Below are 25090 nucleotides of genomic sequence, written 5' to 3' on the forward strand. Positions count from 1 at the left end.
GTCTGCATGGCATTCGAAACCATCCTGTTGGACATCCACGGCAAGGTCGGCCTGATTACCCTCAACCGGCCCCAGGCGCTCAATGCGCTCAACGCGCAGATCGTCGGTGAGATCAACCAGGCCCTGGACCAGCTGGAAAAGGACCCGAACATCGGCTGCGTAGTGCTGACAGGCTCGGCCAAGGCGTTTGCCGCCGGTGCCGACATCAAGGAAATGGCCGACCTCAAATACCCGCAGATCTACGTCGATGACCTGTTCAGCGATGCTGATCGCATCGCCAACCGGCGCAAACCGATCATTGCTGCGGTGTCGGGTTTTGCCTTGGGTGGCGGCTGTGAACTGGCGATGATGTGCGACTTCATTCTGGCCGCTGACAATGCCAAATTCGGTCAGCCTGAGGTCAACCTGGGCGTATTGCCCGGCATGGGCGGCACCCAGCGGCTGACCCGCGCAGTCGGCAAGGCCAAGGCCATGGAACTGTGCCTGACCGGCCGCCTGATGGGCGCCGAAGAGGCAGAGCGCGCCGGCCTTGTGGCGCGCATCGTGCCCCAGGTCGAGCTGCTTGAGGAAGCGCTGAAAGTGGCTGCGACCATTGCCAGCAAGTCGATCCCGGTGAGCATGATGGTCAAGGAGAGTGTCAATCGGGCCTTTGAAGTTACCCTCAGTGAGGGCGTGCGGTTTGAGCGTCGAGTGTTCCATGCGGCGTTCGCCACTGAAGACCAGAAGGAAGGCATGAGTGCCTTCATTGGCAAGCGTGAGGCGCAGTTCAAGGATCGCTGAGTGCGTTGTACTTGCCTTGAGAGGTGGCGCGCTTCTTCTCGAATGCACCCGCCCTCTCAAGGCATGCCCGCCCAGGGCGCCGACCAGCGGATTCTGGTCAATGGGCGTAAATTCCCCCCCAATTGCAGTTGCTCCACGCGACGTGGCGCCTTAGACTGCCGCCCCCTGTAAAAGAGTGCCGGTTGGCGCTTGAAGAATTCCGCTGCCGACGCGCTGGCGTCGGCGGCACCCGAATCGCCCAATGCACATTTTTTCATAGAGAAATCGATGACCAAGGAACAGTTGCTGGCCATGTCGGCCGATGACTACATGAGCGCTGAACAGCTGGCCTTTTTCACTGGCCTGCTGCAAGCGATGAAAGTCGAAACCCATGAACGCATCGATAAGAACCGCATCATCATCGAAAGCCTGGAAACCCCGTCGGATCCAGCTGATGTGGCCTCGGTCGAAGAAGAGCGCCACTGGTTGGTCAACGCCATCGAGCGTGACCAACGCCTGCTGCCGCAGCTGGAGATGGCCTTGGGCCGAATCGCTGACGAAAGCTTTGGCTGGTGCGATGACAGTGGTGAGCCCATCGGCCTGCAGCGTCTGCTGATCAGCCCGACCACCAAGTACTGCATCGAAGCCCAGGAGCGCCACGAGCAGCTCGACCGCCACCAGCGGCAGATCTGACCGAGCGCGGTGCGTGAGCCCCACGGAGAAATCCCTGGGGCTTTTTGCGTTGTTGCGGCAAACGCTGCTGAATTTGTTGCTTGTGGCGTAACACTGCTGTACCGAGATGCGCTGTTTCCTGCCCGCAGGCAGGCGTATCATGGCTTTATCGTTAGGGTGCTAATTAAATTCCGGAGGGGATGATGAATAGCCGAGTCGATGTAGCCGTGATGATTGGCTCCGGTGTGCCTGCCACCTTGCAGGCGCTGGGCAAGCGCATTTGCTGGGTGGTGCTGGTCAATGGGGAGCGCCGCGGTACTGCGTTCGCCACGCGTGATGAGGCTGTGGAATGCCAGGCGGCCTGGTTGCAGCAACTCAGGAAGGGCCTTGCCGCTTGAAGGCGGTCGCAAGAAATGTTGTTTGCCTCTCGACGGATTTCGGTGTTTTCGTGCATATTCCTTCCCCAGTAATGCGCTGATGGATTTCAGAACCCGTTCTGTCGGGTGCTCTGCAACGCCCTATCGCATCTTTTCTGGCGGCTTTATTGTCAGGCATTACACTTCCCGCGTTGGGAATTTGCCGAAAGCCTGTACTGGGGCCAGATCTGGCAAGCCAGAGTAAAGAATCCTGCATGCTGCATCGCCAGCAGGCACAGACATCAGCGCATCGCTTTATTACTCTTTTCGCCTATCGCTATGTAATGGCCGTGCCTCACCGAGCGTGTGTGGGGGCGGGATGTAACCGGTTGAGGATCACTTCATTGGCAGTCAGCACTCTTGATACCCACGCCTTGTTCGCCCTGGGCGATTTGCGCGGTAAATTGGCCCAGCTGTTCCAAGGCCGCTTTATCTATGTCACCGAACAAAGTCCTGAAGGCCTGTATATGGCCGAGATCGACACCGAGAGTGCATTGGTGGTCGATGACAAGCAGCGCTTGGAGCTGAAAGTAGGCGATCACTTCCGTGCCGCCGTACTGCCCAGCCGCGAAGGCGGCAAGTTGGAAATGCGCTTTCGTGACATCAAGCTCAACGTCTACGGCGTGGGCGACTATGCCTTTGTTTCGGCGCCTGAAGGCAAGGGCATCGTGCTGCGCGAGGGCCATGGCGTGATGTTGGTCTTTGCTGCGCACCAGCAAGTGCAGGAAGGGCTGGGCAAGCTGCTCAAGGCCGTGACCGGCAAAGTCGCGAAATGGCGCAAGGGTGAGCTGACCACCTTCAAGGCCAGTGAATGACTGACGGCAACGGCTCGCCCGTTTCGCGTGCCGAGTTCCATCAGCAGCACCAGGCGGATGCGCTGGCGCAAGCCGAACGCCTGTTGGCTCGGCGTGAGGACTTGCAAGGGGCTTGGCTGAACTGGGTGGCCGGTGAACTGTATCGGCTCGGCCCGCCACCGTATGCCGCCATGGTCCGACGCGAGCTGCAGCGCCTCAGCCAGGGCTGAGGCTGCACGCTGTCAGTGGCCGCGGTCGCCGCCGCTGCTGACTTCCTCGGGCACCGCTTCTTTCGACATGCGCTTGCGAAACAGCGCAGCCCTGGCCAGCAAGAGCGTGGTGACCGGTACGGTGATCGACAGCAGTATCGGGATCAACCAGGCGTGCAGGATGGGCGCTTCCTTGAGCCACGAGAAGTAGATGATCGAGGCCAAGGCCACGCACCATGCGCCGAGTGTCGAGGCCAGCGCGGGTGGGTGCATGCGCTGGAAGTAATCCTTCAGGCGCAGCAGGCCCACGGCACCGATCAGGGCAAACAGGCTGCCGATCAGCAGCAGCGCGGCAGTGACCAACTCCAGCCAGAAGGGCAGTGCTAGCGTTTCGGTCATTCGATCACCTCACCACGAAGCAGGAACTTGGCCAGGGCGAACGAGCCGACAAAGCCGAACAACGCAATCAGCAGCGCACCTTCGAAGTAGGTGTCACTTGCATAGCGAATCCCCAGTACCAACATGGTCAGCATGGCCAGGATGTACAGGTAGTCCAGCGCCAGGACTCGGTCCTGGGCGGACGGGCCGCGGAACAGCCGGATCAGCGCCAGGGCCATGGCCAGGGCGAAAATGAACAGGCTGGCGAGTACAGCGTTGGCGAGCAGGCCTGTCATTGGAAAATCTCCATCAGCGGGCGTTCATAGGTGGCCTTGAAGTGCTCGATGAAGGCGGCTTCATCCTCCAGGTCGAACACATGCAGCAGCAGCACGCTGCGGTCCAGTGCCAGCTCGGACCAGACCGTACCCGGTACCACCGTGGTGATCATCGAAAGCGCGGCCAGGCCATGGGCATCACGCAGGGCCAGCGGGATGTGCACGAATGCCGAGCGCGGCGGCTGTTTGCCGGCGCGCAGCACGCCACGGGCCACCAGCAGGTTGGACACAATCACATCAAGGCCTACCCGGCCAATCAGCTTGGCAATCACCAGTGGGCGCCGCACATGGGCATGCTGGGGGCGTAGGGGTGCCATCAACAGCGGTGCAAGGATGCCGAGCAGGGCAGCGAGCAGCAGGTTGCCGGCGCTGACCGACAGGTTCAGCAGCAACCACAGGCCAAACAGCGACACCGACAGCAGCGGGGCGGGGAACAGACTGTTCATGGCTGCAGCTCCACGTCGAGGGAGGTCGGGCCAGGGATCGGTTTGGCAGCCATCACCGCTTTTATGTAGGTGTCCGGCGCCTGCAGGCTGGCAGCCGTGTCCTGGGTGTAGCGCAGCAACGGCTCGGCTTTGAAGCTGAGGATGATGCACAGCCCGAGCAGGATGACGATCGGCAGGCACTCATAGCGACGCAGCACAGGCGAGGGGCGCTCCTCGGGCTTCCAGAAGCGCTGGATACCCACGCGGCCAAAGGCGATCAGCGATGCCATGCCGGAAAGCACAAGCAATGCCACCAGGCCCCAGCCAGCTGTTGTCAGCGGTTGCTCCGGCGCTATGCCCAGCCCCAGCGGGTTGAACAGCGCACTGATCAGGTTGAGTTTGCCGATGAAGCCCGAAAGCGGCGGCATGCCGATGATCAGCAACGCACAGGCGATGAAGCTCAGGCCGAGGAAGGCCATGGTCCATGGGATGATCTGGCCGATCACGACCTTTTGTTCATCATCGAGGTTGATGCCCTTGGGCGGGTGCAGCGACTCCAGGGGCGAAGGCATGGCGTCTTCTTCTTCATCCAGCGGCACTTCGTTGGCCGAGCGCGAGCGCTCGACCAGCTCGGCGAGCAGGAACAGGGCGCACAGCGCCAGGGTCGAGTTGACCAGGTAGAACAATGCCGCGCCAGTGAGCACTGGTTGGGCAAAACCGACGGCCGCGAGCAGCGTGCCGGCGGAGACCAAGATGCTCAGGGCAGCCATGCGTTCCAGGCGTTGTGCGGCCAATATCGATACGGCGGCCACCGCCAGGGTGACCAGGCCGCCGTAAACCAGCCACTCGCCACCGAAGTGCGCCGAGGCGCCGGCTTGCCCGGAGAACAGCAGCGTCCACAGGCGCAGCACGGCATACAGGCCGACCTTGGTCATGATGGCAAAAAGCGCGGCAACCGGTGCGCTGGCCGAGGCGTAGGCAGGCACCAGCCAGAAGTTGAGGGGCCATATGCCGGCCTTGGCCAGAAACGCCATGGCCAGTATCGCGGCGCCTGCGTGCAGCAAGCCGCGATCGGCCTCCGGCACCAGCGGGATCTTCAGCGCCAGGTCGGCCATGTTCAAGGTGCCTGTCACGCCATAGAGCATCGCCGCGCCCACCAGAAACAACGACGAAGCGAACAGGTTGATGGCGATATAGTGCAGGCCGGCCCTGACCCTTGCGCGGCCCGAACCGTGCAGCAGCAAGCCATAGGAGGCTGCCAGCAGCACCTCGAAGAACACGAACAAGTTGAACAGGTCGGCCGTCAGGAATGCACCGTACAGCCCCATCAGCTGGATCTGGAACAGTGCGTGGAAGCTGGCACCGGCGCTGTCCCAGCGGGCGCGGGCAAACAGCAGGGCGCTGAAGCCGATGATGCCGGTCAGGGTCAGCAGCAATGCCGAAAGATGGTCGACTACCAACACGATGCCGAACGGTGCCGGCCAGTTGCCTGGCAGGTACACTCCGATCGATTCGGCCTGGCCCTGGGTGCGCACCCACAGCAGCAGGCTGACCGCGATGGCCAGGCCGGCGAAGGTGGACAGCAGGTTCAGTTGCGCCTTGATGCGCCGGTGTTTCTCGCCCAGCAACAGCATCACCGCAGCGGTGATGAGGGGCAGCAGGATGGGGGCGACGATCAGTTGACTCATGCCACTCATTCGTCACGCTCCCGGCCATCCACATGGTCGGTGCCGGTCAACCCGCGTGAGGCCAGCAGCACCACCAGGAACAGTGCGGTCATGGCGAAGCTGATGACGATGGCAGTCAGCACCAGGGCCTGGGGCAGGGGGTCGGTGTAGTGCAGCAAGTCCTGGGTCACGCCGTCCTTGATGATGGGCTCCTTGCCGATGAACAGGCTGCCCATGCTGAAGATGAACAGGTTGACGCCGTATGACAGCAGGCACAGGCCCATGATCACCTGGTAGGTCCGTGGGCGCAGGATCAACCAGACCCCCGAGGCGGCCAGTACGCCGATGGCGACTGCAATGACTTCTTCCATCAGGCGGCTCCTGCTTGGCTGGATTTCGACGGGTTGCCCGGGCGGTAGGCGCGCACCGACTGGTGCGCCAGGGCAGTGAGGATCAGCAGGGTCGAGCCGACCACCACGGTGTACACGCCGATATCGAAGAACAGCGCGCTGGCCACGTGCACATCCCCCAGCACGGGCAGGTGCAGGTGTGCCGTGTGCGTGGTCAGGAACGGGTAACCCAGCAGCATGGCGCCGACCCCGGTCAGGGTCGCGCACAGCAGGCCAGTGCCCATCCAGCGCAGCGGCCGCAAGCTCATTTGCGCCTCGACCCATTGGGTGCCGGCGACCATGTACTGCAGGATGAACGCCACCGACATCACCAGGCCGGCGACGAACCCGCCGCCAGGCTGGTTGTGGCCGCGCATGAACAGGTACATCGATACCAGCAGGGCGATTGGCAGCAGCAGCCGCACCAGCACCGCAGGCACCATCATGAAGCCCAGCGCGGTGTCTGTGGCGTGACGCGGGTTGATCAGGTCTGTGACCACGTCGGGCGCCAGCTGGCGCTGCTGGGCGGGCAACTGCATGCTCTCCTTGGGCGGGCGGAAGCGTCGCAGCAGGGCGAACACGGTCAGGGCCACGGCGACCAGCACGGTGATTTCACCGAGGGTGTCGAAGCCACGGAAGTCGACCAGCATCACATTGACCACATTGGTACCCCCCCCTTGCGGCAGGGCACGGCTCAGGTAGAACGAGGAAATGTCGTTGGGCGTTGGCCGGGTGAGCATGGCGTACGACAGCACCGCCATGCCGCCACCCACCAGCACCGCCAGCAGCAGGTCGCGCAGGCGGCGCATGCGGGCGCGCTCCAGGCTGCCCGGCAGCGGTGATACGCCTTCGATACGGCGCGGCAACCAGCGCAGGCCGAGCAGGATCAGTACAGTGGTGACCACTTCCACGACCAGCTGGGTCAGTGCCAGGTCGGGCGCCGAGAACCAGACGAAGGTGATGCAGGTCATCAGGCCGCAGACGCTGACCATGATCAAGGCGGCCAGACGGTGGTATTTGGCCTGGTAGGCGGCGCCGATGGCGCAGGCGATGGCGATCAGCCAGAGTGCGACGAACACGCCGGAACCAGGGATTTTCGGGCGCTCACCCCAGGTCAGCCCGCTGTACAGCATGGGCGTGAGGCCGGCCAGGAAGGCCGCCAGTACCAGCATGAACAGCTGCGATTGCAGGCGGCGCGTGGTCAGCAAACCTTCGATACGGCGGGCCAGCAGCATCAGGCGCACCAGGCCGTGCTCGAACAAGCGCTTGCCGTTGAACCGCTCGATCAGTGGTGGGTAGGGGAAGCGGCCCATGCGCAGTTGCTTGCGCAGCAGCAGGTAGAGCACGATGCCGCCGCTCATGGCCACCAGGCTCATGATCAGTGGCGCATTCCAGCCGTGCCAGATGGCCAGGCTGTATTCCGGTAGCGTACCGCCCACCACCGGCAGGGCCGCCGCAGCCAGCAACGGGCCGACCGACTGGGCAGGGAAGATGCCTACCACCAGGCAGGTGAGCACCAGCAGTTCGACCGGCGCGCGCATCCAGCGGGGGGGTTCGTGAGGTGTGTGGGGCAGGTCCTGGGCGGTTGGCCCGAAGAAGACATCGACGGTAAAGCGCAGTGCGTAGGCCACGCTGAAGGTACCGGCCAGCGTGGCGATCACCGGGAGGGCGGCTTCGACCCAGGCCGTGGAGCTGATGAACACTGTTTCTGCGAAGAACATCTCCTTGGACAGGAAGCCGTTCATCAGCGGCACGCCGGCCATCGAGGCGCTGGCCACCATGGCCAGGGTGGCGGTGTAGGGCACCAAGCGGATCAGGCCGCTGAGGCGCCGGATATCGCGCGTACCGCTCTCGTGGTCGATGATGCCGGCGGCCATGAACAGCGAGGCCTTGAAGGTGGCATGGTTGAGGATGTGGAACACGGCGGCGACTGCCGCCAGCGGGCTGTTCAAGCCCAGCAGCAGGGTGATCAGGCCCAGGTGGCTGATGGTGGAATACGCCAGCAGGCCCTTGAGGTCGTTCTGGAACATTGCGGCAAAGGCGCCGAGCAACAGCGTGATGGCGCCAGCCCCGCCGACGATCCAGAACCACTCCTCGCTGCCTGACAGCACAGGCCAAAGCCGCGCCAGCAGGAACACCCCGGCCTTTACCATGGTTGCCGAGTGCAGGTAGGCGGACACAGGGGTCGGCGCCGCCATCGCGTGGGGCAACCAGAAGTGGAACGGAAACTGCGCACTCTTGCTCAGGGCGCCGATCAGGATCAGTGGCAGTAGCACCGGGTACAGTGCGTGCTGGCGGATAACGTCACCCGCGGCCAGCACCTTGTCCAGGTCGTAGCTGCCGACCACGTGGCCCAGCAGCAAGGCACCGACCAGCAGGCACAGGCCGCCGGCACCGGTCACCATCAGCGCCATGTAGGCGCCGCGGCGGGCGTCGGCGCGATGGTGCCAATAACCGATCAGCAGGAAGGAGAAAACGCTGGTCAGCTCCCAGAAGAACACCAGCTGGATCAGGTTGCCAGAGATCACCAGGCCCAGCATGGCGCCCATGAACGCGAGGAAGAAGGCGAAGAAACGCGGCACCGGGTCTTGCGGTGACATGTAGTAGCGGGCATACAGCGACACCAGCGTGCCGATGCCCAGTACCAGCAGCGAGAACAGCCAGGCGAAGCCGTCCATGCGCAGCACAAGGTTCAACCCCAGGCTGGGCAGCCAGAGGAATTCCTCGCGAATCACGCCACCGTGGGCGACCTGAGGGTACAGCAGTGCTACCTGGACCGTACCGACCAAGGCGACGAGCCCCGCCAATATGGACTCGGCGTTACGTGCGTTGTGCGGCAGCACGGCTGCCAGGCAACTGCCCACGAACGGCAGAAGCAATAGCACTATCAAGGACATAGCGTTCTATTCTGGAGAGGTTTGCAAGGATCATACGTGCCGATCAGTTGATCACCAACACGCAAGCTGTCGCAGAATCCTACAAATACGCTGTGACAAGGTGTTTTTTTATAACAGTTTTTTACAAAGCATAGCTGGAGTTGGCTGCGTTACAGACCGGCCTGCTGCTCGCGTTCGGCCTGTGCTTCGAGTGCCTCGGCGTCTTCGCGGGGGCGGCGCACCTTCAGTTCGCTGACCACCACTGCGATCACGATCAGCAGCCCGCCGATCAATGCAACGCCAGGCAGGCGCTCGCCGGCGAGGCGTCCGACGATCCCGGCCCACACCGGCTCGCCGGCATAGATCAGGGTGGCGCGGGTGGGCGAAACTGACTTCTGTGCCCAGTTCATCGCCACCTGGATCACGGCGCTCATGGCGCCAAGCCCCAGGGCACTGGCCAGCAGCAGCCAGGAGAAGTCGGGGATGCGTTCTTGGGTCGGCACGATCATCAGGAACGACAGCAACGAGGCGGTCGCCAGCTGTACCACGGTTACACGGCGCACATCCACCTGGCCGGCATAGCGGCTGATCAGGATGATTTCGCCAGCAATGGCAATGGCGCTGACCAGGGTTACCATTTCGCCTTCGCTGAAGTGCAAGGTGCCGCCCTCTGGCCCGGCCAGCAGCATCAGGCCGCAGAATGCCAGGCAGATGCCAATGCTTGGCATCAGGCCGGGCCGGCGGCCGAGCACCAGCCATTGCAGCAGCGGCACGAAGGGCACATACAGCGCGGTAATGAAGGCTGACTGACTGCTGCTGATGGTTTGCAGGCCCATGGTCTGCAAGCCGTAGCCCAGCATGATCGACACGCCGATCAGCACGCCGGCCTTGAGCTCGGTAAGCGTCAGCCCCGGCAGCGCACGCGCCGAGACCACCCCCACGAACAACGCCGCCGCAGCGAAACGCAGGCCGACGAAGAACATCGGGCCGCTTACCGTCATCACGTTATGCACCAGCAAGAAGGTGCCGCCCCACAGCATGGTGATGAAGACCAGCACCAGTTCGGCCTTGCTCAGGCGAAAAGAAACGGCAGTGTTCGGTTGGCGGCTGGGGTGGGTCATGGTCTTGCACACTCGGAGGGGCCGGCGCACAATCTGCGCAAAGTGGGCAGTATACTGCGCAGCCACGATCAGCGAGCAACAGCGTGCACAAAAATCCCACACACCGCGCCTCGGTGCTGCAGCATGTCAGCCTCAACGTTCGGCGCCTGCGTAACGCAGCCGGTATGAGCCAGTCGGCCCTGGCCGAGCGCTCTGGCGTCAGCCGGCGGATGCTGGTGGCGATCGAGGCGGGTGAGAAGAATGTCAGCCTCACCACCCTCGATCTGATTGCCGAAGCCCTCGGCGTAGCATTCAGTACCTTGATCCAGGCGCCGGAGCAGCGCGACCCGAGCCGTATCGATGAACTGGCCTGGGCTGGCGAACATCCGCAAAGCAAGGCGGTGCTGCTGGGTAGCAGCACCGCCCGGCGTGAGGTCGAGCTTTGGGAATGGACGTTGGCGCCGGGCGAGTGCTACCTCAGCGAGGCGGATGCCGATGGCTGGAGCGAGCAGATCTATGTGGCCGAAGGGCAGCTCACACTGGTCATCGAAGACGCCGAGCACCGCTTGCAGGTCGGCCAGTTTCATGTGTTCCCCAGCAACTGCCGTTATGCCTATCGCAATGATGGCGCCGTGGCGGTGCGCTTTGTCCGCAACGTGGTGATCTGACCCTTGCAGGAGCGGCCTTGCGTCGCGAAAGGGGCGCAGTTCACAAGCGTCAAGCCTTGGGGGGCAACAGGTCGTCGGTCTTCACCACCTTGGCATAGGCAAATGCCAGTGCAGCCATCGCCGAGTCGTGCACATGGGCCGCCGGCACCTGTTTACCATTGAAATCCAGGGGCAGGGTGGCGCAGGCATCGTGGGCCACGGTCACTTCGTAGCCAAAATCGGCGGCGGCTCGGGTTGCTGCATCGATGCACATATGGCTCATGCTGCCGACGATGGTCAACGCCTGAACCCCATGCTGGTCCAGCGTATCCTTGAGGCCGGTGCCGAGAAACGCATTGACCTTGTGCTTGAGTACCACGGGTTCGCCAGTCACGGGCTCGACCTTGGCATGGATGGCCGCCCCTGGTGACTGCGGCGTGAAGAACGGCGCGTCGGCGCTTTCGAATTCATGCCGCACATGCACCACCAGGTCGCCCCGCTCGCGTGCGGCGGCCAGCAGCCGGGCGGCGTTGTCGGCTGCCTGTTCGGCGCCGTCGAGGGTCCATTTGCCACCGGGGAAATAGTCGTTCTGGATGTCGATGATGATCAGCGCTTGCTTGCTCATGTTGCCTCCTGCGGCGGTAGTCGTTGAATGACCATAGCGTGTGTACATCGACCTGAGGGTTTAACGGCAGCGCTTTTGCATCTTCTGACAAAAAAACCACTTGACCTTGACTTAACTTGAGGTTTTACCCTGCTCACCATCACGCTGATAGCGTCCAGAGCAAGGAGACTGTTCATGAGGGCGACGCCTCACTCTCTGTGGTTTACCCAGATGATCGAATATGAAGTCCCGGCCATGCGCCAGGTGGCATTGGCCCAGGCGTTGGTGGCGCGCAGCGAGGAACTGGCAACGCGCTGTGAAGGCTTGCAGGGCGTGAGCATCCAGGCCAGTGACGATGGCAGCCGGGTCTTGCAGTATCTGCAATGGCAATCGCGGCAGGCTTGGGCGGCAGCTGCGGCTGACTTCGCCGAGGAGCCTTTCTTCGACCTGCTGTGCCAGCATCAGGCGCGCGGCGTCAACTTTGCTGCCTACCAGACATTGCGCAGCCTCGTACGTGGCGCCGATGGTGGCCTGCACTGCCAGGTCGGCGAGCCTCAGGCATACCAGGGCGCGTAGTGCGGGTAGCGGTCCAGGCGCGCGCCTACGACCATTTCGCCGATCCAGGAGGCAAGGATCGAACTGTAGGCTTTCTGGCTTTCTTCGCTGGACAGCGCGTGGTCGGCACCGTCGACGATGCGGTGGGTCAGCGAATGGGCGCTGACGAACGCCGAGCGGTAGCTCATCAGTGTGCTGTGGGGCACATAGTCGTCTTGTTCAGACTCCACGAGTAATACATCACCACCGAATTCCGCGCACGCGGCCAGGGCACGGTTGTCCGTCGGGCCAAGCGGGCGTTGGCGGTAGGCGTTAAGCCGCTGCCGATCAAGGGTTTGCTTGGGGTTATCCCACTCGTCGTCCCAGTACATGGCGGGTACCCGCAGTGCCAGCCATTTCACTGGCCGCAGCCGGGTCAGCAGAGTGGCCAGGTAGCCACCGTAGCTGCTGCCGATGATGGCGATGGCACTGCTGTCCACGGACGGGTGGCTGACCAGGCGGTCGTAGGCGGCCAGCAAGTCGTTGAGGTTCTGTTCGCGGGTGACGGTCAGGCGCTGGCTTTCGGTCTTCTCGTGCCCGCGCAGGTCGAAGGTCATGCACACGCAGCCCAGCCCGGTGATATGCCGGGCGCGGGCCAGGTCGCGTTGCTGGCTGCCGCCCCAGCCGTGGACGAAGAGTATGCCCGGCATCTTGCTGCCAGGGCTGACCAGGGTGCCGACGATGGTGTCGTTCTCGACCTGCAGTTCGATGGTCTCACTCTGAATGGTCATGTTCGCGAATCCGTGCAAATTTGCTGAGTTGTCCGAGTTCACTGTCGATTCCTTGGTAAAAGAGGGTGGCGTCAGTGGGTAAGTCGGGCGTACCGAACACTTCATGGGTGGAAGCGCGAACCCGTTGCAGGGTGGGGTCATCGGCGAAGGCCTGCAGGGCCAGCAGTTCTGCACTGCTGGCGCCCCCTAGGCGCCAGGACTGTTCAAGCACGCCGCTGCGCACATGGCCTTGGGCGGTGGTGCCGTGCGCGATGTCGTAGTTGCGCCGTGATGCGACGAAGCCCGGGAAGTGCTGTTCGGCCGCCCGTTCGTAGGCCATGGCCTGGTTGATCGCCAGGCGCAGGTGGTCTTCCAGTGGCAATTGCAGCAGTGCCTGATAGTCACCGCGCACCACGATCAGGTCGGAGCCGCCATAAACCTCTGTGCCTTGATGGTCGTGGGTCAGCTGCTGGGTGCCGTGGTAGCTGCAGGTCAGGCCGGCGACCCGCACCTGGCCGACACTGAAGGTCTGTACCTCGCTCAGGTCTTCTTCAAGTACCAGGCCCCACACTGCCAGGGCCTGATCATCCATGTCGGCCAGCAAAGGCTCCAGCGCATCCGCTGTATCGATCACCTGTTGCCCGCGGCCGGCGCAAGCCAACACCGGCTTGATGCGCACTGGGCCGTCGAGCAGCAGCAAGCGTGCCGCAGTGCGGGCATCGGTTTTGCTGAACACGGTGTAGCCCCGCAGCAGCGCATCGCTGGCCTGCAGGGCGAAGGCGTCGGTCCAGCCTGGCGGGAAGCTGGCGTCGGCCGGCAGCGGATGGGAGATCGCCTTGGTCGCCATGTAGGGATAGGCGACCAACCCGCCGAACAGGTCCTGCTCGGTACGGATACCCAGCGCGGCATGGCGCTGTGGGTCGACCAGCGTTTCGGTCGGTACATAGTAGTAGCGGTCTGCAGCAGTGGCAGGTGCGGCAGGGTCTACGCGTGGGCAGCCCAGCAGCTGTGCCAGGGCATCGGCGAGCTTGAGGTGGGCGGCATGTTCGTGGTCGGGCGTGTGCTCGCGGGTGTCGAGCAGCACAACGCCGGTTTTCGAGTCGCAGGCAGCGGGCATAGGGGTTGGCCTGTCTGCAATGAATGTACTGTATGTGAATCCGTCGTTTTGGGGAAGTTCATCGGGATGTGATCGGTGGTCCGCGCGACTCTGTAGGGTCAGCTGTAGGAAACGTCTTGATTGCAGAGGGCGTGCCGGGCATTGCATGCCGCTAGCCGGTCGTCGCGATTGCAGGGCTCGGGTGGCTGTTCCATTATCGACAGCCTGGATTAGCCAAGATGTTTCGCAGGAGTGCGCATGAACGTTCAGACCACGATTGAGCAGAGTGTGCCGGAGCGCCTGATGCAGGTGCGCCAGGCAATGGCCGCAGAGGGCATCGATGCGCTGCTGGTGCCATCGGCCGATCCCCATCTTTCCGAATACCTGCCCGGCTTCTGGCAGGGGCGCCAATGGTTGTCCGGTTTCCACGGCTCTGTCGGCACGCTGGTGGTCACGGCGGGCTTTGCCGGGCTCTGGGTCGACAGCCGCTACTGGGAGCAGGCCGAAAACGAGCTGGCCGGCAGTGGCATCGAACTGATGAAGCTGCTGCCAGGCAAGCCGGGCGCGCTGGAGTGGCTGGGTGAGCACATCGCGCCGAAGGGGGCCGTTGCCGTGGACGGTGCCGTCATGGCCCTGGCGTCGGCGCGACTGTTGGGCGAGCGCCTGAAGGCCCGCGAGGTAAGGTTGGTGACTGACAAGGACCTGCTCGGCAAGGTTTGGCAGGGGCGCCCGCCGTTGCCAAGCAACCCGGTCTATCAGCACTTGCCGCCACATGCGACGCAGTGCCGGGCGGACAAACTCGCCCAATTGCGCGACAGCCTGAAGGCCAAGGGCGCCGACTGGCACTTCATCGCTACCCTGGATGACATTGCCTGGCTGTTCAACTTGCGCGGCAGTGATGTGTCGTACAACCCAGTCTTTGTTTCGTTCGCTCTGATCAGCCAGCAGCAGGCGACTGTGTTCGTGGGGCGCGACAAAGTCGATGATCATCTGCGCCATGTGTTGGCGGTAGACGGCATTGAGGTGCGTGACTACGCCGATATAGGTCAGGCCCTGGGTGCGGTGCCCTCAGGGAGCCGGCTGTTGCTCGACCCGGCGCGAGTCACTTGCGGCCTGCTGGAAAACCTGAGCCCTGGGGTGGAACTGGTCGAGGGGATCAACCCCACTACCCTGAGCAAGTCGTGCAAGCGTGAGGAGGACCTTGTGCACGTTCGCCGGGTCATGGAGCAGGATGGCGCCGCCTTGTGCGAGTTCTTCGCCTGGCTGGACGCAAACCTGGGCCGGGAGGTCATTACCGAGTTGACGGTCGATGAGCAACTGAGCGCCGCGCGTGCCCGACGCCCCGACTTCGTGTCGTTGAGCTTCTCGACCATTGCGGCCTTCAACGGCAATGGTGCGATGCCTCATTACCGCGCCACCGAGCAGTCGCATGCCACGCTCGAAGGTGACGGCTTGCTGCTGATCGATTCGGGTGGGCAGTACCTGGGCGGCACCACCGACATTACCCGGATGGTGCCGGTGGGCAACCCGACGCTTGAGCAGAAGCAGGATTGCACGCGTGTGCTCAAGGGTATGATTGCATTGTCGCGGGCCACCTTCCCGCGCGGGATCCTCTCACCACTGCTCGATGCCATTGCCCGGGCACCGATCTGGGCTGATCAAGTGGACTATGGCCACGGCACCGGTCATGGGGTGGGCTACTTCATGAACGTGCACGAGGGGCCACAGGTAATCGCCTATCAGGCGGCAGCCACGCCGCAAACTGCGATGCAGGCGGGCATGATCAGCTCAATCGAGCCAGGCACCTACCGGCCGCGCGAGTGGGGCGTTCGTATCGAGAACCTGGTGGTCAGTCGTGAAGCGGGCAAGAGTGCTTTTGGTGACTTCCTGAATTTCGAGACCTTGACGCTTTGCCCGATCGATACGCGCTGCCTGTTGCCCGAGTTGCTTGCCAGGGAAGAGCTGGACTGGCTGAACGGTTACCACGCGATGGTGCGTGAGCGCCTTGCGCCTTTATTGAAAGGCGAGGCGCTGGCCTGGCTGCAGGCGCGCACCGCGTCGCTGTGATAACCGGCCAATGAAAAGGGCAGCGTTCGCGCTGCCCTTTTCAATTGCGTGTGGTCATCACTTGCAGATGACGATCATGCTGCGGCTGGTATAGCCGGCCGGGTTGATACCGAACAGGTAGTCGCCGGGTTCTTCGTCGGTGTCGCCCGAGCGCGCAATGACCTTGTAGCCACGTGAGCTGCAAGACGTCGCGGCCTTGCTGTAGCAGTTGTCCCAGGACGAGGAAAGGCCAGAACAATTGATATGCAGGCCTTTCTTACCCCTTTTGACCTCAGTCTTGGCCGTGGCGGCACATCCAGCAATAGCCAAGATGGCCAGGATGAGCAAAATACGTTTCATTCCTGTCCTTAAATGCAGGGCGGAGCAGCTGTCTGGCCCTGTCGTTATCGCTTTGGTTCTTCCTGAAGTTTCCCCAGCGTCCGTGTTCGCTCCAGTAGATAGCGTAAAGATGTTGAAGCTGTGACAGCTTAATCAGCGAGACGGGCCGCTACAATCACTATTCCCGTCACAAATGAAAATATTTCTCATATCAGTCGGCGGCGACGGGTGGGGTGGGCGTCTGTCGCATGGACAGCGTGGTGCCTACCGATGCGACGATGATCGCCAGAATTGCCAACCATTGGGTGGTACTGAGTACTTCGCCGAGAAACAGCAGGCCGGACAGCGCGCCAAAGGCCGGTTCGATACTCATCAGCGTGCCGAAGGTGCGTGCAGGCATGCGTGTCAGGGCGACCATTTCCAGGCTGTAGGGCAGGGCGGTGGACAGTACCGCGACAGCCAAGGCCATTGGGATCACGGCTGGGGTGAGCAAGGCGCTGCCGGCGTGGATTACGCCGATAGGGGCCACGAACAGGGCGGCGACGACTACCCCGAGTGCGGCACTCTGGATGCCGTGCTCGGCGCCGGCGCGTTGGCCAAACAGGATATACAGCGCCCAGCACACGCCTGCCCCCAATGCGTAGGCGGCGCCCACCGGGTCAAGTGCTTGCCCACCATCGCCTGCCGGCAGCAACAGTAACAGGCCAGCAATCGCCAGGGCGATCCAGAGGAAGTCGATCGGGCGGCGCGAAGAGCAGATCGCCACGGCCAGGGGGCCGGTAAATTCCAGTGCCACGGCAATGCCGATAGGTACCGTTTGCAGAGACATATAGAAGAGGAAGTTCATGCCGCCGAGTGCCATGCCATAGATGATGACATTGCGCAGGGTGTTGGCGGTCATGCGGGCACGCCACGGGCGCAGGATCAGCAGCATGATGATGCTGGCGAAGATCAGGCGCAGCGCTGTGGTGCCCTGAGCGCCGATGATAGGGAACATGCTTTTGGCCAGTGACGCACCGGATTGTATCGATGCCATGGCGATGAGCAGCAGGCCGATGGGAAAGAGCGTGGCGGCCAGGCTGCGGGCTTGGGTGTTCATTTATGTGCGTCGATCCTTGAACAGGCGTAGGTGTGCACTATAGTGCGCACTTGTGGGGCTGCGGGGCAATGGGTTATTGGGTGTAAGGGTGAGGGCCGCGCGCCAATCCCCCAGGAATAACTGGCCCGAAACAAATGTAGGAGCGGCCTTGCGTCGCGATGCGCCGCGCGGGCGGCGCTCGATCTCATAGGCGCCGAAAGGGTAATGGCGGGCACCTGTCAGCCTTGATGCGGTCTTTTCTGCGGTTATTTCACTTTAATGAACATTAAGGGTTGACGCGGTTTCGAATCCCCTTATAATGCGCCCCACTTCCAGCGTAGTCGGAACGAAAAACTCCTTGAGTTTCAATGAGTTGATCGAGCCAGGTAGTGGTGGAAGTGCTCCGATCGAAAGGTCGTCAGCGGTTAAGATGGTGGTTGACAGCGCTTCTGAACGCTGTATGATTCGCCTCCCGCTACGAGAGATCGCAGCGAGTCAAGTGTTTGAAGCTAAACGAGTTTCTCGCAAAAAACTTCAAAATAAACGCTTGACAGGCACTGAGGAAAGCGTAGAATGCGCGCCTCGGTTGAGACGAAAAGCTCTTAACCAACCGCTCTTTAACAAATTGAATCAAGCAATTCGTGTGGGTGCTTGTGAGTACGGACTGATAGTCACAAAGATTATCAGCATCACAAGTGACCATGCGAGAAATCACATAGTCATTTGAGATTGCTGAGCCAAGTTTAGGGTTTCTTAAAAACCCAAGCAGTATTGAACTGAAGAGTTTGATCATGGCTCAGATTGAACGCTGGCGGCAGGCCTAACACATGCAAGTCGAGCGGATGAGAAGAGCTTGCTCTTCGATTCAGCGGCGGACGGGTGAGTAATGCCTAGGAATCTGCCTGGTAGTGGGGGACAACGTTTCGAAAGGAACGCTAATACCGCATACGTCCTACGGGAGAAAGCAGGGGACCTTCGGGCCTTGCGCTATCAGATGAGCCTAGGTCGGATTAGCTAGTTGGTGGGGTAATGGCTCACCAAGGCGACGATCCGTAACTGGTCTGAGAGGATGATCAGTCACACTGGAACTGAGACACGGTCCAGACTCCTACGGGAGGCAGCAGTGGGGAATATTGGACAATGGGCGAAAGCCTGATCCAGCCATGCCGCGTGTGTGAAGAAGGTCTTCGGATTGTAAAGCACTTTAAGTTGGGAGGAAGGGCAGTAAGCGAATACCTTGCTGTTTTGACGTTACCGACAGAATAAGCACCGGCTAACTCTGTGCCAGCAGCCGCGGTAATACAGAGGGTGCAAGCGTTAATCGGAATTACTGGGCGTAAAGCGCGCGTAGGTGGTTTGTTAAGTTGAATGTGAAAGCCCCGGGCTCAACCTGGGAACTGCATCCAAAACTGGCAAGCTAGAGTACGGTAGAGGGTGGTGGAATTTCCTGTGTAGCGGTGAAATGCGTAGATATAGGAAGGAACACCAGTGGCGAAGGCGACCACCTGGACTGATACTGACACTGAGGTGCGAAAGCGTGGGGAGCAAACAGGATTAGATACCCTGGTAGTCCACGCCGTAAACGATGTCAACTAGCCGTTGGAATCCTTGAGATTTTAGTGGCGCAGCTAACGCATTAAGTTGACCGCCTGGGGAGTACGGCCGCAAGGTTAAAACTCAAATGAATTGACGGGGGCCCGCACAAGCGGTGGAGCATGTGGTTTAATTCGAAGCAACGCGAAGAACCTTACCAGGCCTTGACATGCAGAGAACTTTCCAGAGATGGATTGGTGCCTTCGGGAACTCTGACACAGGTGCTGCATGGCTGTCGTCAGCTCGTGTCGTGAGATGTTGGGTTAAGTCCCGTAACGAGCGCAACCCTTGTCCTTAGTTACCAGCACGTTATGGTGGGCACTCTAAGGAGACTGCCGGTGACAAACCGGAGGAAGGTGGGGATGACGTCAAGTCATCATGGCCCTTACGGCCTGGGCTACACACGTGCTACAATGGTCGGTACAGAGGGTTGCCAAGCCGCGAGGTGGAGCTAATCTCACAAAACCGATCGTAGTCCGGATCGCAGTCTGCAACTCGACTGCGTGAAGTCGGAATCGCTAGTAATCGCGAATCAGAATGTCGCGGTGAATACGTTCCCGGGCCTTGTACACACCGCCCGTCACACCATGGGAGTGGGTTGCACCAGAAGTAGCTAGTCTAACCTTCGGGAGGACGGTTACCACGGTGTGATTCATGACTGGGGTGAAGTCGTAACAAGGTAGCCGTAGGGGAACCTGCGGCTGGATCACCTCCTTAATCGACGACATCAGCCTGCTGATGAGCTCCCACACGAATTGCTTGATTCTATGTGTAAGACGATGCTGTAAGCGACCCTATATAGGTCTGTAGCTCAGTTGGTTAGAGCGCACCCCTGATAAGGGTGAGGTCGGCAGTTCAAATCTGCCCAGACCTACCAATACTTGGCGGCCTCGGGCCATAGCTCAGCTGGGAGAGCGCCTGCCTTGCACGCAGGAGGTCAGCGGTTCGATCCCGCTTGGCTCCACCACTCTTGCAGTTCGCACCTGCTCAAACTCAGAAATGAGCATTCGTGTCGAATGTTGATTTCTGGCTTTTGTCAGATCGTTCTTTAAAAATTCGGATATGTGATAGAAATAGACTGAACACTACTTTCACTGGTAGTGGATCAGGCTAAGGTAAAATTTGTGATGTGCTCTTAACTGAGCAGCATGCGAATTTTCGGCGAATGTCGTCTTCACAGTATAACCAGATTGCTTGGGGTTATATGGTCAAGTGAAGAAGCGCATACGGTGGATGCCTTGGCAGTCAGAGGCGATGAAAGACGTGGTAGCCTGCGATAAGCTTTGGGGAGTCGGCAAACAGACTGTGATCCAGAGATCTCTGAATGGGGGAACCCACTCAGCATAAGCTGAGTATCTTGTACTGAATACATAGGTGCAAGAGGCGAACCAGGGGAACTGAAACATCTAAGTACCCTGAGGAAAAGAAATCAACCGAGATTCCCTTAGTAGTGGCGAGCGAACGGGGACCAGCCCTTAAGTTGGTTTGAGATTAGTGGAACGCTCTGGAAAGTGCGGCCATAGTGGGTGATAGCCCCGTACACGAAAATCTCTTATCAATGAAATCGAGTAGGACGGAGCACGAGAAACTTTGTCTGAATATGGGGGGACCATCCTCCAAGGCTAAATACTACTGACTGACCGATAGTGAACTAGTACCGTGAGGGAAAGGCGAAAAGAACCCCGGAGAGGGGAGTGAAATAGATCCTGAAACCGTATGCGTACAAGCAGTGGGAGCCTACTTGTTAGGTGACTGCGTACCTTTTGTATAATGGGTCAGCGACTTATATTCAGTGGCGAGCTTAACCGAATAGGGGAGGCGTAGCGAAAGCGAGTCTTAATAGGGCGTTTAGTCGCTGGGTATAGACCCGAAACCGGGCGATCTATCCATGGGCAGGTTGAAGGTTAGGTAACACTGACTGGAGGACCGAACCGACTACCGTTGAAAAGTTAGCGGATGACCTGTGGATCGGAGTGAAAGGCTAATCAAGCTCGGAGATAGCTGGTTCTCCTCGAAAGCTATTTAGGTAGCGCCTCATGTATCACTGTAGGGGGTAGAGCACTGTTTCGGCTAGGGGGTCATCCCGACTTACCAAACCGATGCAAACTCCGAATACCTACAAGTGCCGAGCATGGGAGACACACGGCGGGTGCTAACGTCCGTCGTGAAAAGGGAAACAACCCAGACCGTCAGCTAAGGTCCCAAAGTCATGGTTAAGTGGGAAACGATGTGGGAAGGCTTAGACAGCTAGGAGGTTGGCTTAGAAGCAGCCACCCTTTAAAGAAAGCGTAATAGCTCACTAGTCGAGTCGGCCTGCGCGGAAGATGTAACGGGGCTCAAACCATGCACCGAAGCTACGGGTATCATCTTATGATGATGCGGTAGAGGAGCGTTCTGTAAGCCTGTGAAGGTGAGTTGAGAAGCTTGCTGGAGGTATCAGAAGTGCGAATGCTGACATGAGTAACGACAATGGGAGTGAAAAACTCCCACGCCGAAAGACCAAGGTTTCCTGCGCAACGTTAATCGACGCAGGGTTAGTCGGTCCCTAAGGCGAGGCTGAAAAGCGTAGTCGATGGAAAACAGGTTAATATTCCTGTACTTGCAGTTATTGCGATGGAGGGACGGAGAAGGCTAGGCCAGCTTGGCGTTGGTTGTCCAAGTTTAAGGTGGTAGGCTGAAATCTTAGGCAAATCCGGGATTTCAAGGCCGAGAGCTGATGACGAGTTGCCTTTAGGCGACGAAGTGGTTGATGCCATGCTTCCAAGAAAAGCTCCTAAGCTTCAGATAACTGGGAACCGTACCCCAAACCGACACAGGTGGTTAGGTAGAGAATACCAAGGCGCTTGAGAGAACTCGGGTGAAGGAACTAGGCAAAATGGCACCGTAACTTCGGGAGAAGGTGCGCCGGCGAGGGTTAAGGACTTGCTCCGTAAGCCCATGCCGGTCGAAGATACCAGGCCGCTGCGACTGTTTATTAAAAACACAGCACTCTGCAAACACGAAAGTGGACGTATAGGGTGTGACGCCTGCCCGGTGCCGGAAGGTTAATTGATGGGGTTAGCGCAAGCGAAGCTCTTGATCGAAGCCCCGGTAAACGGCGGCCGTAACTATAACGGTCCTAAGGTAGCGAAATTCCTTGTCGGGTAAGTTCCGACCTGCACGAATGGCGTAACGATGGCGGCGCTGTCTCCACCCGAGACTCAGTGAAATTGAAATCGCTGTGAAGATGCAGTGTATCCGCGGCTAGACGGAAAGACCCCGTGAACCTTTACTATAGCTTTGCACTGGACTTTGAATTTGCTTGTGTAGGATAGGTGGGAGGCTTTGAAGTGGGGACGCCAGTTCTCATGGAGCCATCCTTGAAATACCACCCTGGCAACTTTGAGGTTCTAACTCAGGTCCGTTATCCGGATCGAGGACAGTGTATGGTGGGTAGTTTGACTGGGGCGGTCTCCTCCCAAAGAGTAACGGAGGAGTACGAAGGTGCGCTCAGACCGGTCGGAAATCGGTCGTAGAGTATAAAGGCAAAAGCGCGCTTGACTGCGAGACAAACACGTCGAGCAGGTACGAAAGTAGGTCTTAGTGATCCGGTGGTTCTGTATGGAAGGGCCATCGCTCAACGGATAAAAGGTACTCCGGGGATAACAGGCTGATACCGCCCAAGAGTTCATATCGACGGCGGTGTTTGGCACCTCGATGTCGGCTCATCACATCCTGGGGCTGAAGCCGGTCCCAAGGGTATGGCTGTTCGCCATTTAAAGTGGTACGCGAGCTGGGTTTAGAACGTCGTGAGACAGTTCGGTCCCTATCTGCCGTGGACGTTTGAGATTTGAGAGGGGCTGCTCCTAGTACGAGAGGACCGGAGTGGACGAACCTCTGGTGTTCCGGTTGTCACGCCAGTGGCATTGCCGGGTAGCTATGTTCGGAAGAGATAACCGCTGAAAGCATCTAAGCGGGAAACTTGCCTCAAGATGAGATCTCACTGGGATCTAGAATCCCCTAAAGGGCCGTCGAAGACTACGACGTTGATAGGTTGGGTGTGTAAGCGCTGTGAGGCGTTGAGCTAACCAATACTAATTGCCCGTGAGGCTTGACCATATAACACCCAAGCAATTTGCTCATGCAGATTGCGGTGGTGAAGACACACGAACCGAAAGTTCGAATGTGCATCACAACATCACATATCCGAATTCGCTGGGCTGTCCATCTGGACGTTCTGGCAACAGAATTTCTTGACGACCATAGAGCATTGGAACCACCTGATCCCATCCCGAACTCAGTAGTGAAACGATGCATCGCCGATGGTAGTGTGGGGTCTCCCCATGTGAGAGTAGGTCATCGTCAAGATTCATTTCGCAAAACCCCTATCTGCGCGAGCAGGTAGGGGTTTTGTCTTTTCCGGCTTGCACTCTCTATCGCGCTGCCGGGCACCCGACAATGAAATCTGCGTCATCTATGCCTGATCAATCGCGGGGTAGTGCTACCCTCGCGGAAATACTCAGCATGGATATCCATCATGGAAATGAACTGGCACCAGGCCCTGCAAGAGAGTCTGAGCTGGCTTGCAATTGCCTCGTTCATCACCTTGGTCTGCTTCACCGCAGCCGCCACACTGGCAGTACGCTATACCCGCTGGGGCAGCCAGTTCTGGCAGCTTGCCGGGGCATATTTCAGCTTCAGGCGCAGCTGGCGGCCGTTGTTGGTGTTTGCCTTGCTACTGGTGCTGACACTGTTCTCGGTGCGTCTGAACGTGCTGTTCTCGTTCTGGTACAACGGGTTCTACAGTGCCCTGCAAGGCCTCGACCAGAATGCCTTCTGGTACCTGCTTGGGGTATTTGCGGTGCTGGCGACCATTCACGTATTGCGCTCGCTGTTCACGTTCTACGTGACACAGGCTTTCAGCATTCAATGGCGAGTCTGGCTCACCGAGCGCTTGACCCGCGACTGGATGCATGGCGATGCCTATTACCGTAGTCAGTTCCTCGCTGAGCCGGTAGATAACCCTGACCAACGTATCGAGCTGGACGTAAACGCGTTCGTCACCAACTCGGTGTCGCTTGCGCTCGGCGCGGTCAGCGCGCTGGTCTCGCTGGTAGCCTTCACTGGCATCCTCTGGGGGTTGTCGGCGCCGCTTGAAGTGGCGGGGTACGAGGTACCACGGGCGATGGTCTTCGCCGTGTACCTGTATGTGATCGTCGCCACCTGGATCGCTTTTCGTCTCGGGCGCCCGCTGATTCGCCTGAACTTCCTCAACGAAAAACTCACCGCCAACTTCCGTTACGCCCTGATGCGTCTGCGCGAAAATGCCGAGAACATTGCCTTCTACCAGGGCGCGGATGTCGAGCGGGGTACGTTGTTGGGCCGCTTTGGCGCATTGATCGTCAACGCGTGGGCACTGGTCTTCCGAAACCTCAAGTTCAGCGGCTTCAACCTGGGCATCAGCCAGGTCGCCGTAGTGTTCCCGTTCATCCTCCAGGCGCCGCGCTTCTTCAGTGGCGCAATCAAGCTGGGTGACGTCATGCAGACCTCCCAGGCATTTGGCCAAGTGCAGGATTCGTTGTCTTTCTTCCGTGAGTCCTACGATGCGTTTGCCCAATACCGTGCCACCCTCGATCGTTTGACCGGCTTCCTGGATGCCAACGAGCAGGCCAGTTCACTGCCGCGCGTCAACACCGAGGAACAGGCGCACGCCCTGGATATCACCCGTTTGCAGGTGCTTCGCCCCGATGGCCATCACCTGATCGCCGACCTCGCCCTGAGCCTGCGTGCCGGTCGGGCGCTGTTGATCAAAGGGCCGTCGGGTAGCGGTAAAACCACCTTGTTGCGCGCCCTGGCGGGCCTCTGGCCATACGCCGAAGGTGAGGTGAAACGGCCTACGGGGCATCAGGCGTTGTTCCTGTCGCAGCGGCCCTACCTGCCGTTGGGTGACCTGCGTACCATCATCGCCTACCCCTCGGCCAGCGTGCCCGAGGACGAAGCGCGCATGCAGCAGGCTTTGCGCCAAGTCAACCTGGCCCACCTTGCCGAGCGCCTAGATGTCAGTTGTGACTGGTCGCACATACTCTCGGTCGGTGAACAACAACGCCTGGCGTTTGCCCGCGTGCTGTTCAACCAGCCCCAGGTGGTGTTTCTCGACGAGTCCACCTCGGCAATGGATGAAGGGCTGGAGCATGCGCTGTATGCGCTGTTGCGCAGCGAAATGCCAGACACCTTGCTGGTCAGTGTCGGCCACCGCAGTACCTTGGCGGCGTTCCACACCCACCGCCTGGAAGTGGATGGGCATGGGGGGTGGTCAGTACAGGAGCAGCACCCGGCGCAGGTTCCGGTTTAGCGACATTGCACACGCGGATAACGGCAAGACGA

The 25090-nt window shown here is 60.0% G+C and carries 21 protein-coding genes, 1 tRNA gene and 3 rRNA genes; 13 read left to right on the plus strand and 12 right to left on the minus strand.

Annotated features, from left to right (window positions below):
- The first annotated feature begins 6 nt into the window (after positions 1–6).
- From LOY26_RS08370 to LOY26_RS08390, 5 genes are all read left to right on the plus strand, one after another.
- Positions 7–780 (plus strand): enoyl-CoA hydratase, encoded by a 774-nt coding sequence (locus LOY26_RS08370; protein ID WP_033700305.1) that lies wholly within the window; start codon positions 7–9, stop codon positions 778–780.
- Between the two features lie 267 nt (positions 781–1047).
- Positions 1048–1452 (plus strand): TraR/DksA C4-type zinc finger protein, encoded by a 405-nt coding sequence (locus LOY26_RS08375; RefSeq protein WP_033700302.1) that lies wholly within the window; start codon positions 1048–1050, stop codon positions 1450–1452.
- Positions 1453–1634: 182 nt separating this feature from the next.
- Positions 1635–1829 (plus strand): hypothetical protein, encoded by a 195-nt coding sequence (locus LOY26_RS08380; protein WP_033700301.1) that lies wholly within the window; start codon positions 1635–1637, stop codon positions 1827–1829.
- 362 nt (positions 1830–2191) lie between these two features.
- On the plus strand, positions 2192–2662 hold the full coding sequence (locus LOY26_RS08385; protein ID WP_186661214.1) for a hypothetical protein: 471 nt from the start codon (positions 2192–2194) through the stop codon (positions 2660–2662).
- Positions 2659–2871, plus strand: coding sequence for a hypothetical protein (locus LOY26_RS08390; protein WP_033700297.1), 213 nt, complete (start codon positions 2659–2661; stop codon positions 2869–2871). The genes LOY26_RS08385 and LOY26_RS08390 overlap by 4 nt, the downstream gene beginning before the upstream one ends.
- 12 nt (positions 2872–2883) lie before the next feature.
- Here the strand turns inward: LOY26_RS08390 and LOY26_RS08395 are convergent, their stop codons facing one another.
- From LOY26_RS08395 to LOY26_RS08425, 7 genes are all read right to left on the minus strand, one after another.
- On the minus strand, positions 2884–3249 hold the full coding sequence (locus LOY26_RS08395) for a Na+/H+ antiporter subunit G (protein ID WP_033700295.1): 366 nt from the start codon (positions 3247–3249) through the stop codon (positions 2884–2886).
- Positions 3246–3524 carry a K+/H+ antiporter subunit F gene (locus LOY26_RS08400; protein WP_003259015.1) on the minus strand — a complete coding sequence of 93 codons (279 nt, stop codon included), beginning with the start codon at positions 3522–3524 and terminating at the stop codon, positions 3246–3248. The genes LOY26_RS08395 and LOY26_RS08400 overlap by 4 nt, the downstream gene beginning before the upstream one ends.
- Positions 3521–4009, minus strand: coding sequence for a Na+/H+ antiporter subunit E (locus LOY26_RS08405; RefSeq protein ID WP_186661217.1), 489 nt, complete (start codon positions 4007–4009; stop codon positions 3521–3523). Before LOY26_RS08405 ends, LOY26_RS08400 begins: the two co-directional genes overlap by 4 nt.
- Positions 4006–5685, minus strand: coding sequence for a monovalent cation/H+ antiporter subunit D (locus tag LOY26_RS08410; RefSeq protein ID WP_258714584.1), 1680 nt, complete (start codon positions 5683–5685; stop codon positions 4006–4008). The genes LOY26_RS08405 and LOY26_RS08410 overlap by 4 nt, the downstream gene beginning before the upstream one ends.
- The gene (locus tag LOY26_RS08415) at positions 5682–6026 is read right to left on the minus strand and encodes a Na+/H+ antiporter subunit C (protein ID WP_003250128.1); all 345 of its coding nucleotides are present in this window, start codon (positions 6024–6026) and stop codon (positions 5682–5684) included. Before LOY26_RS08415 ends, LOY26_RS08410 begins: the two co-directional genes overlap by 4 nt.
- Positions 6026–8941, minus strand: coding sequence for a monovalent cation/H+ antiporter subunit A (locus LOY26_RS08420; RefSeq protein WP_047583907.1), 2916 nt, complete (start codon positions 8939–8941; stop codon positions 6026–6028). The genes LOY26_RS08415 and LOY26_RS08420 overlap by 1 nt, the downstream gene beginning before the upstream one ends.
- 149 nt (positions 8942–9090) lie before the next feature.
- Positions 9091–10041: a DMT family transporter gene (locus LOY26_RS08425; RefSeq protein WP_186661223.1), complete on the minus strand. Its 951-nt coding sequence runs from the start codon at positions 10039–10041 to the stop codon at positions 9091–9093.
- Between the two features lie 83 nt (positions 10042–10124).
- Here LOY26_RS08425 and LOY26_RS08430 point away from each other — a divergent pair, with 83 nt between their 5' ends.
- Positions 10125–10688 carry a helix-turn-helix domain-containing protein gene (locus LOY26_RS08430; protein ID WP_033700285.1) on the plus strand — a complete coding sequence of 188 codons (564 nt, stop codon included), beginning with the start codon at positions 10125–10127 and terminating at the stop codon, positions 10686–10688.
- Between the two features lie 49 nt (positions 10689–10737).
- Here LOY26_RS08430 and LOY26_RS08435 read toward each other — a convergent pair whose 3' ends face one another.
- The gene (locus LOY26_RS08435; protein WP_186665770.1) at positions 10738–11292 is read right to left on the minus strand and encodes a cysteine hydrolase family protein; all 555 of its coding nucleotides are present in this window, start codon (positions 11290–11292) and stop codon (positions 10738–10740) included.
- Between the two features lie 174 nt (positions 11293–11466).
- Here LOY26_RS08435 and LOY26_RS08440 point away from each other — a divergent pair, with 174 nt between their 5' ends.
- Positions 11467–11847 carry an antibiotic biosynthesis monooxygenase gene (locus LOY26_RS08440; RefSeq protein ID WP_033700280.1) on the plus strand — a complete coding sequence of 127 codons (381 nt, stop codon included), beginning with the start codon at positions 11467–11469 and terminating at the stop codon, positions 11845–11847.
- Here LOY26_RS08440 and LOY26_RS08445 read toward each other — a convergent pair.
- Both LOY26_RS08445 and LOY26_RS08450 read right to left on the minus strand, forming a co-directional pair.
- On the minus strand, positions 11826–12596 hold the full coding sequence (locus LOY26_RS08445) for a S9 family peptidase (protein ID WP_258714585.1): 771 nt from the start codon (positions 12594–12596) through the stop codon (positions 11826–11828). The genes LOY26_RS08440 and LOY26_RS08445 overlap by 22 nt on opposite strands.
- Positions 12580–13692: a DUF3182 family protein gene (locus tag LOY26_RS08450; RefSeq protein ID WP_258714586.1), complete on the minus strand. Its 1113-nt coding sequence runs from the start codon at positions 13690–13692 to the stop codon at positions 12580–12582. Before LOY26_RS08450 ends, LOY26_RS08445 begins: the two co-directional genes overlap by 17 nt.
- Before the next feature lie 237 nt (positions 13693–13929).
- Between LOY26_RS08450 and LOY26_RS08455 the strand changes: the two genes are divergently transcribed.
- Positions 13930–15738 (plus strand): aminopeptidase P family protein, encoded by a 1809-nt coding sequence (locus LOY26_RS08455; RefSeq protein ID WP_186661228.1) that lies wholly within the window; start codon positions 13930–13932, stop codon positions 15736–15738.
- A 57-nt stretch (positions 15739–15795) separates the two neighbouring features.
- On the opposite strand, the gene LOY26_RS08460 is transcribed toward LOY26_RS08455, so the two are convergent.
- Both LOY26_RS08460 and rhtA read right to left on the minus strand, forming a co-directional pair.
- Positions 15796–16077 (minus strand): hypothetical protein, encoded by a 282-nt coding sequence (locus tag LOY26_RS08460; protein ID WP_033700272.1) that lies wholly within the window; start codon positions 16075–16077, stop codon positions 15796–15798.
- A gap of 190 nt (positions 16078–16267) precedes the next feature.
- Complete coding sequence (gene rhtA / locus LOY26_RS08465) at positions 16268–17155, minus strand: threonine/homoserine exporter RhtA (RefSeq protein WP_186665776.1); 888 nt, start codon at positions 17153–17155, stop codon at positions 16268–16270.
- A 752-nt stretch (positions 17156–17907) separates the two neighbouring features.
- Here rhtA and LOY26_RS08470 point away from each other — a divergent pair.
- The 5 genes from LOY26_RS08470 (at position 17908) to LOY26_RS08490 (ending at position 25058) form a co-directional block, all read left to right on the plus strand.
- A 16S ribosomal RNA gene (locus tag LOY26_RS08470) occupies positions 17908–19444 on the plus strand.
- Positions 19445–19527: 83 nt separating this feature from the next.
- Positions 19528–19604, plus strand: a tRNA-Ile gene (locus tag LOY26_RS08475).
- A gap of 329 nt (positions 19605–19933) precedes the next feature.
- Positions 19934–22825: ribosomal RNA gene (locus tag LOY26_RS08480) — 23S ribosomal RNA — on the plus strand.
- Positions 22826–22958: 133 nt separating this feature from the next.
- Positions 22959–23074: ribosomal RNA gene (rrf, locus tag LOY26_RS08485) — 5S ribosomal RNA — on the plus strand.
- Together the 16S, 23S and 5S rRNA genes with 1 tRNA gene alongside form the textbook arrangement of a ribosomal RNA operon.
- Positions 23075–23243: 169 nt before the next feature.
- Positions 23244–25058 (plus strand): ABC transporter ATP-binding protein/permease, encoded by a 1815-nt coding sequence (locus LOY26_RS08490; RefSeq protein WP_258714587.1) that lies wholly within the window; start codon positions 23244–23246, stop codon positions 25056–25058.
- Positions 25059–25090: the final 32 nt, after the last annotated feature.

This window comes from Pseudomonas sp. B21-047 (assembly GCF_024748775.1).
In the GTDB taxonomy this organism is placed as follows: Bacteria; Pseudomonadota; Gammaproteobacteria; order Pseudomonadales; family Pseudomonadaceae; genus Aquipseudomonas; species Aquipseudomonas capeferrum.